General features: G+C 73.4%; 10 protein-coding genes. 3 read left to right on the plus strand and 7 right to left on the minus strand.

Annotation, left to right across the window (positions count from 1 at the left end):
• Positions 1-52 precede the first annotated feature (52 nt).
• Positions 53-2,653 carry a CHAT domain-containing protein gene (locus ACZ61C_RS06800; RefSeq protein ID WP_465303656.1) on the minus strand — a complete coding sequence of 867 codons (2,601 nt, stop codon included), beginning with the start codon at positions 2,651-2,653 and terminating at the stop codon, positions 53-55.
• Positions 2,654-2,698: 45 nt separating this feature from the next.
• Between ACZ61C_RS06800 and ACZ61C_RS06805 the strand changes: the two genes are divergently transcribed.
• Positions 2,699-3,817, plus strand: a complete 1,119-nt coding sequence (locus ACZ61C_RS06805; RefSeq protein ID WP_465303658.1) for a S8 family peptidase — start codon at positions 2,699-2,701, stop codon at positions 3,815-3,817.
• A gap of 37 nt (positions 3,818-3,854) precedes the next feature.
• Here the strand turns inward: ACZ61C_RS06805 and ACZ61C_RS06810 are convergent, their stop codons facing one another.
• Together ACZ61C_RS06810 and ACZ61C_RS06815 are read right to left on the minus strand one after the other, a co-directional pair.
• A complete protein-coding gene (locus tag ACZ61C_RS06810; protein WP_465303660.1) occupies positions 3,855-4,460 on the minus strand; it encodes a TMEM175 family protein in 606 nt (201 codons plus the stop codon).
• A 22-nt stretch (positions 4,461-4,482) separates the two neighbouring features.
• Entirely contained in the window at positions 4,483-4,824 is a 342-nt protein-coding gene (locus ACZ61C_RS06815) for an STAS domain-containing protein (protein WP_465303662.1), read from the minus strand.
• Between the two features lie 266 nt (positions 4,825-5,090).
• Here ACZ61C_RS06815 and ACZ61C_RS06820 point away from each other — a divergent pair, with 266 nt between their 5' ends.
• A complete protein-coding gene (locus ACZ61C_RS06820) occupies positions 5,091-6,215 on the plus strand; it encodes an MFS transporter (RefSeq protein WP_465303664.1) in 1,125 nt (374 codons plus the stop codon).
• Positions 6,216-6,227: 12 nt separating this feature from the next.
• Here the strand turns inward: ACZ61C_RS06820 and ACZ61C_RS06825 are convergent, their stop codons facing one another.
• Both ACZ61C_RS06825 and ACZ61C_RS06830 read right to left on the minus strand, forming a co-directional pair.
• Positions 6,228-7,589: a beta-1,3-glucanase family protein gene (locus ACZ61C_RS06825; RefSeq protein ID WP_465303666.1), complete on the minus strand. Its 1,362-nt coding sequence runs from the start codon at positions 7,587-7,589 to the stop codon at positions 6,228-6,230.
• Between the two features lie 393 nt (positions 7,590-7,982).
• Entirely contained in the window at positions 7,983-10,664 is a 2,682-nt protein-coding gene (locus ACZ61C_RS06830) for an AfsR/SARP family transcriptional regulator (RefSeq protein ID WP_465303668.1), read from the minus strand.
• Positions 10,665-10,874: 210 nt separating this feature from the next.
• Between ACZ61C_RS06830 and ACZ61C_RS06835 the strand changes: the two genes are divergently transcribed.
• A complete protein-coding gene (locus ACZ61C_RS06835; RefSeq protein WP_465303670.1) occupies positions 10,875-11,675 on the plus strand; it encodes a S1 family peptidase in 801 nt (266 codons plus the stop codon).
• Between the two features lie 49 nt (positions 11,676-11,724).
• Here ACZ61C_RS06835 and ACZ61C_RS06840 read toward each other — a convergent pair whose 3' ends face one another.
• Positions 11,725-12,162, minus strand: coding sequence for a DinB family protein (locus ACZ61C_RS06840; RefSeq protein ID WP_465303672.1), 438 nt, complete (start codon positions 12,160-12,162; stop codon positions 11,725-11,727).
• Positions 12,159-12,737: a class I SAM-dependent methyltransferase gene (locus ACZ61C_RS06845; protein ID WP_465303674.1), complete on the minus strand. Its 579-nt coding sequence runs from the start codon at positions 12,735-12,737 to the stop codon at positions 12,159-12,161. Before ACZ61C_RS06845 ends, ACZ61C_RS06840 begins: the two co-directional genes overlap by 4 nt.
• Between the last annotated feature and the right edge of the window lie 58 nt (positions 12,738-12,795).

Consider the following 12,795-nt stretch of genomic DNA (forward strand, 5'->3'; position numbering starts at 1 on the left):
GCCAAGATTACCGGCGGTTCGAACATGTGGTCATCACTCAATGGGATGAACGTCAGCTGCCCAGGCACGTGAACCCGGCCGCGGCGGCCAGCGACCCCGGATCACCCTCCCGCAGTTCCAGCTGAGCCGCCGCCAGCGCCGGGGCCGCCGCTTCTCCCGCCGCCAAGCGGCGGTGCAGGGACACCATCAGCGGCACCGTCTCGGCGTCCGGGATCGGGATCACCGACGCCACCAGCTGGGCCGTTCCCTGCGCGATGAACGTCGCGCTGAGGCCGAGCAGCTCGTCTCCCGTGTGGACGACCGAGCGGCCGCTGTCGCACGACGCCAGCACCACCGTGTGCGGCACCCGCGGCAGACGATCGAGGTCGTGGACCATCAGGGGACCGTCGTGCAGGCGCAGGCGGGAAAACAGCGGGTTGTCCGTCGACAGCTTCCCGTGCGCCGCCAGGTGTGCCGTGCCCGCTGTGCCCAGCGCCGCGAGCACCGCCTCGACCGTTCCCGGCAGCGGTGCGCACCCGTGGATCTCCGCCACCGCACGGGCTTCCGCCGTCGCGCCGGCCAGGCCCGGCCCCGCGGCCACCGCCACCGGGCCCGCCCGGGGTGGGGTCCGCACGGCCGACAGCCACAGCGCCGCCGACGGGGTCACGCTCACCGCGCGGCCCGCGCACGAGGGCAGGACCGACCACGGGACGCCGTGCAGGGCCCCGGTCGGCGCGATCACCAGGGGCCTGCCGCCGGTTTCGCGCAACGGCTCGAGCAGCGCCGCGTCCAGCCGGTGTGCGCTCGCGGTCAACAGCTGGGCGAGTGCCGGCCCGCGGCGGTCCAGGCGGGCCAGGCGATGCAGGGCGAAGCGCAGCCGGTCGACGAGGTCCGCGACCGGGGCCGCCGGACCCAGCTCGTGCCGGCGCAACCGGCCGCCGGCCAGGGTCAGCGCGTGGAGCTCGCCGTCCAGCTGGAGGAACTCCACGAGCGCGCGGTCGCCCAGCGCGGCTCCGAGAGCGCCGGCCGACGCCGGGGCGGGCGGTGGGCCGGCGGCCGCGCCCGGGTGGCGGCGGCTGTGGTCGCGGATCCGCCGCTCCAGCGTGATCCGGCGGTGCGCGGGCACCGCCGTGCCGCGGTCGATGTCCGCGACGACCGCCCGCAGCCGGCCCAGCAGGTCCGCCAGCACCGGGTCGTCGGCGGGCCGGACCGGCCGGTGCAGCAGCCGACTGGCCCGGCCGCGTTCGGCCCACTCCAGCACCGCCGCCGGCCGGCCTTCGCGCAGGGCCGACCGCAGCCCCAGCTCGGTCAGCTCCCGGCGGTGGGCCGCCGAGTGCACCCAGAGGTCGGTCGCGCCCAGCGCCGCCGCGTGCTCGTCGAGGATCCGCAGCCCGTTGCGGGCCGCCCGCCGGGCCCCGGGAACGTCCTTTTCGGACTGTCGCAGCACGGCTTCGGCGTACCACCCGCGGGCCCGCAGGGTCGCCGTGCCGTGCTTGCGGACGTCGCTCGCCCGCCGCAGGTGCTCGCGCGCGTCCGTGTCCTTCCGGCGGCGCAGCAACACCTGCGCGGCGATCAACCGCGCTTCGACGGCGGCCGCGGGCCAGCCCGCCTCGGCGAGGGTGCCGGCCATCCGCTCCACGGCGTCGAGCGGGACCCGCGGCGCCCGCCCGGCCGCCGATCCGGCCCGCAGCACGGCCAGCCGGGCCAGCGCGGCCCACTCGTCCCGGCCCTGGTGAGCGAACTCGCGGCTCGCCCGCCGGGCGTGCGTGACGGCGGTTTCCCAGTCCCCGCCCAGAAAAGCCGCCTGAGCGAGCAGCAGCCGGGCCTCGGGGACGTTGAGCAGCCGGCGTTCACGGCGGTAGGTCGCGACAGCGCGTTCGGCCGACTCCCGCGCCTCCGCGGCGACACCCGCCGACAGCAGCAGCTCGGCCCGGTGCCGGTGCATCCAGCCGAGCTGGGCGCCGTGCTCGGAGATGATCCGCTCGGCCCGGTCGAGGTGGCCGAGCGCGGCGGGGACGTCACCGCGGTAGGTCTCGACGCGGCCCAGGTTCTCGGCGATGATCCCGACGGTCAGCTCGCGGCCCAGCTCGCGTGCGAGCTGCTCGGCTTCCAGGAGGTCGGCCTTCGCGGCGCTGAAGGCGTACCGGTCGGACTGCAGGAACGCCCGGTTGATCAGCATGCGCTGCACCCCGAGCAGGTCGCCGGAGCGCCGCAGCGCCGCCAGCGCCGTGCGGAAGTCCGCCAGGGCCTCGTCGAGCCGGCCGGCCTGGTTCAGGACGATGGCCCGCTGGGCGAGCGCACGGGCCCCGGACGAGCCGGTGAGGTCGGGCAGCGCCAGGTCGACCTCACGCAGCGCCGCCGCCGGCCGCCCCTGCTGCGCGAGCGCGTAGGCCAGCTTCATCCGGGCCTCCGCCACCAGCGCCGCCGACTCGGCCGCGCGCCCGGCGGCCATCGAGCGGCGGAAGTGGTGGACCGCGTCGCCCATCTCACCGCAGTGCAGGAGTGCGTGGCCCCAGGCCCGCTCGGCGACGGCCAGCGCGGCCGGGTCCCGGTCCCGCCGGGCCCGGACGACGGCCGGGCCGGTGAGCGGGAGGGCCCGGCGCGGGTCGAGGTCGGCCATCCGCATCGCCTCGTCGGCGGCGTCTCGCGCCGTGTGATGCATCAGGACGGCCATCAGCGACTCCGAAAGGTAGACGCCATCAATCGAAAGGTACCCACCATGGCTACTCCGGACGAACCGTTTCCCGCTGTCGTACCGGGTGAAATCGTCGTTGATTCCGAACACCTCGAGGTGGTCGAAGCGGAGCTGGCCCGGCTCGGCGCCGGCCACGCGGAGGCCGCGCGCGACGAGCGGCTCGGGCTGGTGCTGCTCTCGGGTTTCGACCCGGCCGTGGGGGCCGTGGACGACATCCTGTACGAGCTGCGGCGCCGGTTCAGCGGCCGGTACGGCGGCTGGTTCCCGCCGGTGGGCAAACACCGGGTCGCCGACCTGATCCGGCCGGCGGGGCCGAAACCGATGTCCGAAAGTCTGCCCGAACCGGCACCGACCGGCACCATCACCGGCCTGACGACGAGCGCCCCCATCCGGGTCGGGGTCATCGACACCCCGATCCACCGGCACGTGGCCCTACCCGAGCCGTGGGTGAAGACCGACGACTGGCGCACCGAAGCCCCGGCGATCCTCCGCGGCGGCCACGGCACGTTCGTGACGAGCGTGATCCGGGCGGCCGCGCCGGCCGCGCACATCGAGGTGAAGGGGGTGCTGAACAGGCCCGATTACACCGCGACCGGCTGGTGCGTCGCGGCCGCGATCGCCGAGCTGGCCGAGCGGGTCGACGTGCTCAACCTGTCGTTCGCCTGCTTCACCGAGGACGGCGAGCCGCCGCTGGTGATCCGCCGCGCGATCGAGCGGGTGCCCGCCGGGGTCACCGTCGTCGCGGCGGCGGGCAACCAGGGTGATGTGGTCGGCATGAAACGCGGGCGGACTTCGCAGTCGCCGAGCTTCCCGGCGGCGCAGCCGTGGGTGTACGCGATCGGATCGTCCGGGCTGCCGGACACGCCCGACGGCGAAGCGCTCTCGGCGTTCACCCCGCTGGCGCCCTGGGTGAACTACACGACCCGCGGCATCGACGTCAAAGGCGCGTACCCGGCCGACCCGGGCGACGACGGCGTCTTCACCGGCTGGGCCACTTGGAGCGGGACGTCGTTCGCCGCGGCCACGGTCACCGGCCTGCTCGCGAAGGAGCTGACGGCCGGGGTGAGCGCGTCCGAAGCTCTGGACGGACTGGTGCACGCGAAGCTCGTGCAGAAGTTCGAACTGCCGGACAGCTCCTGCTGAGCAGGCGGCCGGGCCACCTCGCGGGGTGGTCCGGCCGCTAGGCGGTGCGCCGTTCCATCCAGCGCGCGACGTTGGACGGGAGGGCCAGCAACAGCAGCACGTAGTACGCGAGGCCGGGCTCGATGAAGGCGACCACGACGGCGAGGGCGAACACCCCCGTGTTCAGCACGAAGCTGTGCACCCACTGGTCCGTCACGGGTTCGGCGTCCCCGTGGACGGCCGGGTCGCGGCGGACGATCAGCACCAGCGCCGTGTGGCACAGGCTGCTGGCCAGGAGTGTGGCGAGGTAGAACACGACGGTGAACCGGTCGGTCCGGTACGCGCCGATGAGCTCGGTCGGGAACGGCAGGACCGCGATGGTGAGCAGCCAGCCGAAGTTGGCCAGCAACAGCGGCCCGCTGTAGGCCCGCACGTGCTCGAAGACGCGGTGGTGGACAAGCCAGAACCGGCCGATCACGGCGAAGCTGAGCAGGAAGCTGAAGATCTTCGGCCAGTTCCCGGTCACGGCTTCGGACGCGGGCGCGTGTTCGGCCACCAGCTCCGGCACGAGGTCCGTCAGCGGCAGCACCAGCAACGTCAGCGCGATGGCGACCACGGCGTCGGTGAAGAACACGAGCCGCTCGGGTGACTTCTTCCGTTCCACGCCGTCATCCAACCAGGGCCCGTCAGGCCTGCGCGGCGAAGGCGTCCTCGGCACTCGGGTAGCTGGGGAAGAACCCCGCGAGGCCGATCAGGCTGAACGTCCGCAGGATCCGCTGCGGGACGGCGGCCAGCGCCACCCCGGCACCGGCGGCCTCGGCGGTGTTGCGGGCCGCGATCAGCGCCGAAATGCCGCTGGAGTCGCAGAACGTCACGCCGGCCAGGTCGATCACCAGCAGCCGGCCGCGGCTCAGGCCGACCTCGCCGATCTGCGCCCGCAGGCGGGGCGAGGTGGCCACGTCGAGCTCGCCGGCGACCGTGACCACGGTTCCGGGCCCGGCGGTCCGGGCGGCGACGGAGAAAGTCACAGCTGCTCACTTTCGGCGTGGATCGGCGCTGCGCACCCCCCATCCTGCCACCTCGGTGGGGCGCCTCAGCGCCGGCGGGCGGCAAACCGTCGAGCAGGCAGCCGGGGCCGAGGTGCCCGCGGCGCGCTGCGTCTCCCGGTAGGCCAAGATGAACAGCAGGAAAACTTCGCACCTACGTCAGGTGACGGATGTCTGACGCGTACATTGCGCGGAGCATCGCTCCCCGGAGCTCGTGACGCTCCGGACCTCGAACCCGAGGAGGAGCGATGTCCCGCGGTGCCGCCCTTTCCACGCTGGTCGTGTTCGCCCTGGCCCTCAACCTGCGGCCGGCGGTGACGAGCCTGGGCGCCGCCCTGCCGGACATCACGGTCGCCGGTGGCCTGGTCGCCGCCGTGCTCGTCGCGCTGCCGCTCTGGGCGATCGACCTCGGCGGCTGGGCCACCCCCTGGCTGTGCGGCCGGGTGGGGTCGCACCGGACGGTCACCGTCTCCCTGCTCGGGCTGGCGTCGTCGCTGGTCGGGCGGGTGCTCGGCGGCTCGGTGCCGCTGCTGGCCGGGACGGCGCTGGCGTGCCTGTCCATCGCCGTGCTGGGGACCATGCTGCCGCTGCTGGCCAGGGGGTCCGCGGCCTTCCCGCTCGGGCTCGGCCTGGGCAGCACGGCCGGCGCGCTGGTCACCCCGGCCGCGGTGACGTCGTCGTCGTGGCGGATCGGGCTGGGGCTGTGGGCGCTCGGCGCGATCCTCGCGCAGCGGGTTTGGCGGCGCACGCCCGCCGAGCTCCTCGTGCCGCACGCGTCCGCCCGGTCGGTGCGCACCGGCACCCTGATCGTCCACTTCGGACTGATCTCGACGGTGACGTTCCTGGTCATGGGCTGGCTCCCCGGCATCCTGCGTGACGCGGGCGTGCCGCCGGCGACCGCGGGCGCGTGCCTGGCGCTGTCGATGGCCATGGGGCTGCCGATGATGTGGCTGGTCCCGGGCTGGACACGCCGCCGGCAGAACCAGACGCTGCTCGTGGTCGCCCTGGCCGTGCCCAACGTCATCGGCGTGGGCGGGCTCCTCCTCGCCCCGGCGGCCGCGCCCTGGCTGTGGGCGGCGGCCACCGGGACGGGCATGGGGTCACTCGCGTTCGCCCTGACGACCATCTCGCTGCGCAGCAAGGACAACTCACCCGCGCTGTCGGCCGCGGTCCAGGGCGCCGGTTATCTGATCGCCGGTTTCGGCGTGCTGGCGTGCGGCTGGCTGCACGCCTACACCGGGGGCTGGCGGACGCCGCTGCTGCTGGTCCTGCTGATCCTGCTCGGCCAGGTGGTCAGCGGGCACAGCACGGTTTCGGACCACCGGACACCGATCCGGTGGCTGCCCCGTCACGCGCCCGAACCGAGCGCGTGACGGAGGCGCCGGTCACCAGCCGACGGCGACCGCCAGCCACTGCGGGTCGCCGTGGGAGACGAACGACGACTGGCCGGCCACGTCGTCGTACGGGAAGCCGTACGCCAGGCGGTTGATGCCGTGGTCGTGCCAGTACTTCGCGTAGTAGTTCGCCGGGGCGGCCTTGTAGTAGTTCGCCGGGTCCTGCTGCTGCGACGCCGGCAGCTGCGCGGTGTGCCGGTTCAGCGCCGCGCACATGTTCGGGTTTCCGGCCAGCGAACCGGCGCAGCCGGTGATGTTCGACGTCGGCTCGTTGACACCCACGGACTGCGCGTAGGCGGTGAAGTAGTTCGCGTACCGGCCGCCGGCGCGGAAGTCCGGAGCGCTGCCCGGCGCGGGGATCCGGTAGGGCGCGTTCACCGTCGCCAGACCCTTGAACTCGGTGGGCACCTCGGCCTGGAACTTCGCGAACGTGGCCGCGCGGTCCTCCTGGAAGGTCCCGTAGTCGTCGCCGACCTGCACGTCGTACCCGTCGTGGGCGTGCAGCCGCATGGCCAGCTTCAGCGCGAACGCGTCCACCCGCGTGGTGTTGCCGTTGAACACGTCCGGGCCGACGGTGAACTCGATGAAGTCGGCGTACTGGCCGTTCGGGGTGCCGAGGTAGAAGTACATCCGCCCGGCCGAGTTGGCCGGCATGTCGATGTAGGGCTGTTCGGCGATCGAGTGCGTCTGCCCGCCGAAGTTCCAGAACACCTGGCTGTCCGGGTACTTGCCGTTGGTCCGGTTGAGCACCTTCACCATGAGCACGTTCCGCGCGGCCGGGATGCTGCCGGTGTCACCCCAGAACGAGTCGGGCGGGGTGCCCGCGCCGGGCTGAGTGGTGCCGCCGCCGGTGCCGTAGACCTGGAACTCCCACAGCGAGACGCCGTAGGGCGTGGCGCGCGCGGTGGTGTACACCCGCACGTACCGGCCGGCGCCCGACACGTTCAGTGTCTGCGTGCCGCCGGTTCCGGTGGTGGTCTGGTACACAGTGGACCAGCTGGATCCGTTGTCGGACAGCTGGATCTGGTACGCCGTGGCGTAGGCGGCCTCCCAGTTGAGCACGACCCGGCTGACCGTCGCCGCGCCGCCGAGGTCGACCTGGATCCACTGTGGATCGCTGAACTGCGACGACCAGCGGGTGCCGGTGTTGCCGTCCACGGCGGCGTTCGCCGGGGTTCCGGCGTTTTCCACTGAGGACGCGGAGACGGCTTTCCCTTGGGAGATCAGGGTATCGGCCGCTTGGGCGGAGGGGGTGGCGAAGCCGAGCGTGGCGGCCACGAGGGCCACCGCCAGCGTCGCCAGGCGGGTACCGGGGCCGCGGCGCCGTCGCCGCGGCAGAGCGTTCGTGGGCATGGTTCCTCCCTGGCCGGGAAAGTGGGGCGGACCCCGCCGCCGGTCAGGGGACGGCGTCGTCCGGTGTGTCCCGCGGCCGCCGGGCAGGAGCATCCGAGACCGGCCGAGGACTCGGTGAAAGGTTCATACCACCGGGCCCAGCCTGTCAAGTCGGCCAAAAGTAGGCCGACCGCTCGAGCGAGAGGCAACCGTTGATGCGAGAGCCATTCGGCCGTGACTGTGGTCGAGTTGGCAGCTGACGGCACTGTCAAGGGTTGACAACCTGGGCCCGGCGGGCGATATTCGGAACCGGTTCCAGCTCACCCTCTGCGTGGCGCCGCCACCCGCTCAGGGGCCGACTTCACCAGGAGTCCGCCATGTCCTGCAGCGCGGTTCGACCGTCCATTGTGGACGTCAAAGCGAGTCGAGGTGCGTGCGCAGCCGGTCGACGTCGGCGTCACGGCCCAGTCGGGTGTACAGCTCCATCGCCTCCTGCCAGGCTTTCCGGGCCTCCGCGTCCCGGCCGAGCGCGGCGTGGGGATGTCCGACCCCTTCGAGTGCCAAGGCGACCTCGATCGTGAACTCGAGCGACCGGTACAGGTCGAGGGCCTGTTCGTAGTCCCGGACGGCCTCGTCGTGGCGGCCGGTGTGGAACCCGAGGAATCCCAGGTTGGCCAGCGCGTACGCCTCGCCGTCGGGGTTGTGGTGCTCCCGGTTCCGGACGAGCGCGGCCCGGCTGTACTCGAACGCCGTCTCGTGCTCGCCGACCCGTGCCAGGCACCAGCCCATCAGGTTGAGCGCCCGCCCTTCGCCCAGTGAGTCGCCGAGCTCGCGGAAGCGGCTCAAGGCCTGACGCGCGTGCTCCAGTGCCCGCCGGCCGTCTCCCGACTCCTCCCAGGCCCAGGCGAGGGCGCGGTGGAGGTGCGCCGCCTGCGAGGGATCGTGCTGTTCGGCGAGGGCCAGCCCCTGCCGGAACTGGCTGATCGCCTCTTCCCGCCGGTCCAGCCGGCCGTAGGAATAGCCGAGGTTGCGGTGCGCACGGATGCGGAACCCGGGATCTTCGAGCCGGCGCGCCGAGACCAGCGCCCGCCGGCACACTTCCAGATCGGCTTCGCGCAGGCCGCGCCGGTCGTTGAAGACGACCAGGCCCGACGCCAGCTGGCACACGACGTCGTGCCGGTCCTGCTCGGCGGCGGTGAGCTGGGCGGCTAGCACGCTCGGGTGCTCGGTGTCCAGCCAGGCCAGCGCATCCGCGGCGCCGGACAGCGGCTCGGTCGCCACGCCGGGCGCGGCCACCGGGAGGTCGAGCGGCGGGATGATCCGGGGGAGCAGGAGGTGCTGCGCGGTGTGGGTGGTGTGCAGGAAGAAGTCGACCACCCGGCGCAGAGCCTCGCCGCGGACGCCGGCCGGCAGGTCCGCGGCGGTCGTGGCCGCGTACCCGCGGATCAGGTCGTGCATCCCGTACCGGCCCTGGGTGTCGCGCTGCAGCAGGGACGCCTCCTGCAACGCCTGCAGCACCTGTTCGGTGTCGGCGGGGGACCGGCCGGCGAGGCTCGCCGCCGCGGACAGCCCGATGTCGGCGCCCGGCGCGATGCCGAGCAGGCCGAACACCGTCCGCTGCTCGTCGGTCAGCGCCCGGCGCGACGTCGCGAGCACGGCGGGCAGGCTCGCGGTCGGGTCGTCGTCGTCCAGGGCGTCGACGCCGGACTCGCGCACCTCCGCGGCCAGCTCGGCGAGGGGGAGGTGGGGGTGCGTCTGGGCGCGGCCGGCGAGGATGCCCAGCGCCAGCGGGAACCCGCGGCACCAGTCCAGCAGCGCGGTCACGGCGCCCGGGTCGGCGGCCGGGCGCGCCGCGCCGAGCCGGTGCTCCAGCAGCGAGCGGCCGTCGGTGGTGTCGAGCACGTCGAGGCGCACGTGCCGGGCGGTCAGACCGGTGAGCAGGCGGCGGCTGCTGACCAGCACGGTGCACGCCCGGCCGCCGGGCAGCAGCGGGGCGACCTGTTCGGCGGTGGCCGCGTTGTCCAGCACGACCAGCATCCGCCGCTCCGCGACGAGGGTGCGGAAGAGCGCCGACATCGCGGGCAGGCCCGCCGGGACCCGGCCGGCGTCGACCCCCAGCGCCTCGATGAACCCCCGCAGCGCCGCGGCCGGGTCGAGCGGTGTGCTGTCGACGCTGAAGCCGCGCAGGTCGACGAACAGCTGCCCGCCCGGAAACCGCCCGGCGTGCCGGTGGGCCCAGTGCAGCACCAGCCACGTCTTGCCGATGCCGCCGGCGCCGGTGACCACGCCGGTGTCGCCGTCGGTCATCGCGGCGTCGAGCCGGCGCAGCTCCGCACGGCGTCCGACGAACGGCGCCGGCGCGGCCGGCAGCTGGCGCGGGACGGGCCCCGCGCCGGCGTCTTCGCCGAGGAGCCGCTGGTGCAGGTCCCGCAGCGGCGCGCCGGGGTCCGCGCCGAGCGCTTCCACCAGCCGGGTCCGGACCCGCCGGTAGTGCGCGAGCGCGTCGGCCGTGCGCCCGGCCTGGTGCAGCGCCAGCATGTACTGCGCCGCAACACGTTCGTCCAAGGGGCGCTCGGTGCTGCGCGCGGCCAGTTCGGCGGTCACCCGCGCACCCTCGCCGGCGCCGAGCCGGGCGTCGACCAGGTCGTGCCGCGCGGCCAGCCGTTCGCTCCCGAGCCGGTCGCGCTCGGCCTCGGCCCACTCGCCGGGCAGGCCGGCCAGCGGCTCCCCGCGCCACAGCTCGAGCGCCTCGGTCAGCAGCCGCGCGGCCCCCGAAGGATCCTCGGCGCGCGCCCGGGCACACAGCTCCCGGAACCGGTGCAGGTCCACCTCGGCCGCCTCCAGGACGTACCCGCCGGACCTTCGCACGATCTCGACGTCGGGGCGGCCGGAAAGCGCTTGCCGTAGCCGGGACACATAACTGTGCAGGGTCGCCCGTCCGCGGCGCGGGAGGTCGGCGCCCCAGACTCGTTCGAGCAGCCGGTCCGCCGGCACCACCCGGCCGGCGTCGACCGCCAGCGCGGCCAGCAGGCACCGCTGCTTGGCGTGGCCCAGGTCCACGGCGTCCACGGCCACCTCGCCGAGCAGGCGCACCACGGCTGTCCCCTCCTCCGGCCGACACGGATCCCCGGGAGACCGTAGCGCGTGCCCGGTTACCGCCCGGGCGGGCGTTCCGCCACTCAAGTCGGACAAAAACCAACCATCGTTGCATTGTTTTCAGAGAACTACTTTCGTAGCTAACCGGCACCCGAGACCGTCTGGTCTGCTCGTGACAACCACCTTCCAGGTCCCCGAAGGGAGATGTTCATGCAGGTAGACGGACGTTCCGTGGTGCGCAAGGCCGCCGTGGTCCTCGCCGCGGCCGCCACCGCCGGAGCCCTCGCGCTGGTTGCCGCGCCGGGCGCGTCGGCCGGTGACCCGCGGATCGTGGGCGGCTCGCCGACCACCATCGACGAGTTCCCGGCCACCGTCATCTTCAACGTCAACGGCGCGCAGCACTGCGCGGGCACGCTGGTCGCGAAGAACAAGGTGCTGACCGCCGCGCACTGCACCGACGGCGTCCAGGCATCGCAGATGGAGATCATCGGGGGCCAGACCAAGTTCAGCGACACCTCGGGTGAGAAGGCGGGGGTCAGCGACGTCTGGCAGAACCCGGACTTCGACATGAACGGCATGCAGCACGACAACTCCGTGCTGACGCTGGACAAGGACCTGCCGTACGAGCCGGCCACGCTGGTGCAGTCGGCGGACGACGCCGCGTACCAGGCGGGCGCCGATGTGACGGTGGTCGGCTGGGGCGCGACGTCCGAAGGCGGCGACGTCTCCGACACGCTGCTGAAGGTCTCCGTGCCGGTCGTGGACAACGCCACCTGCGCGGAGAAGTACAGCGCGAGCGGCTCGAACTACGACAAGGCGTCGATGTTCTGCGCCGGGGTGCCCGAAGGCGGCAAGGACTCCTGCCAGGGCGACTCGGGCGGGCCCGCCTACGTCGACGGCAAGCTCGCCGGCATCGTCTCGTGGGGCCAGGGGTGCGCACGGAAGGACTTCCCGGGCGTGTACACCAACGTGGGCAACGACTATTCGGTGCTCAGCTCGCACATCGGCTGACCCGGCCCGCAAAGCCCCGCACCGGAGGCGGTGCGGGGCTTTTGCGTGCTCAGCGTCCGGTGGCGCCGTCGATGAGCTCACGCAGGATGTCGGCGTGGCCCGCGTGCCGGGCGGTCTCCTCGATCAGGTGCGTCAGCGTCCAGCGCTGGGACGGCGTCAGGCCGGGCCAGGACGCGATCTCCTCGTTCGTTTCGGCGGTGGTCTTCCGGTAGCCGGCGAGGATCGTCTCGGCCGTCTCCCGCGGGCCCGCGTGGAACGTCGCCTTCCAGCGGGTGACCTTCTCGCCGAGCAGCCAGTGCCGTTCGACGTGGGTGAGGTGCTTGACCAGGCCGAGCAGGTTGGTCCCCGAGGGGACCCCGGCGGCGCGGGCCTGTTCTTCCGGCACCCCTTCGGCCTTGGCGGCGACGGAGGTGCGCAGGTAGTCGAGGAAGCCGGTGAGCACGTCCTTCTCGCCGGGGCCCGTCGACGGCGGCCGGTTGTCGCTCATCGCCGCACGACCAGGACGTGGTCGACGACCGTCGCGGTGCGGCCCCCGGGCCCGGTGGCCTGCCGCGGCAGCCGTTCCGCGCGTTCGACCGTCCATTCCGCGGGGTCGAGGTCCAGCTCGGCGGCCACTTCCTCCGGTGTGGGGTACCGGAGATCGGGGTCCTGATTCCATGACCACGGCGCGGTGGAGCCGTGGTCGACGACGACCAGCCGGCCACCCGGGTTCAGCGCTTTCGCCGCGGTCCGCAGCACCGCGGCGCGGTCCAGGGCGAACGGCGTGTGGAAGTACTGCGCCGAAACCAGGTCGAAGGTGCCGGCGGGGAACTCCTCGGCGAGGTCGACGCGCAGCGCCGTGACCGGCCCGGCCAGCGCGCACACGGCAGTCTCGGAGATGTCGACGGCGGTCACCGCCCAGCCGCGGCCGGCCAGCCACCGCGCGTCACCGCCGGCGCCGCAGCCGAGGTCGAGTGCGCTCCCCGGCGGCAGCGGCCCGGCGATCTCGGCCAGTCTCGGGTTCACCTTCGAGGTGGTGATGCGGGTGTAGTGGTCGTCCCAGAAGCGGGCTTCAACGCTCATGCCCCCACCCTCGCGCCGGGCCGCCGGGAACGCACGAAAACTTGCCGGCCTGGCAAGA

Source organism: Amycolatopsis sp. NPDC104587, from assembly GCF_055583645.1.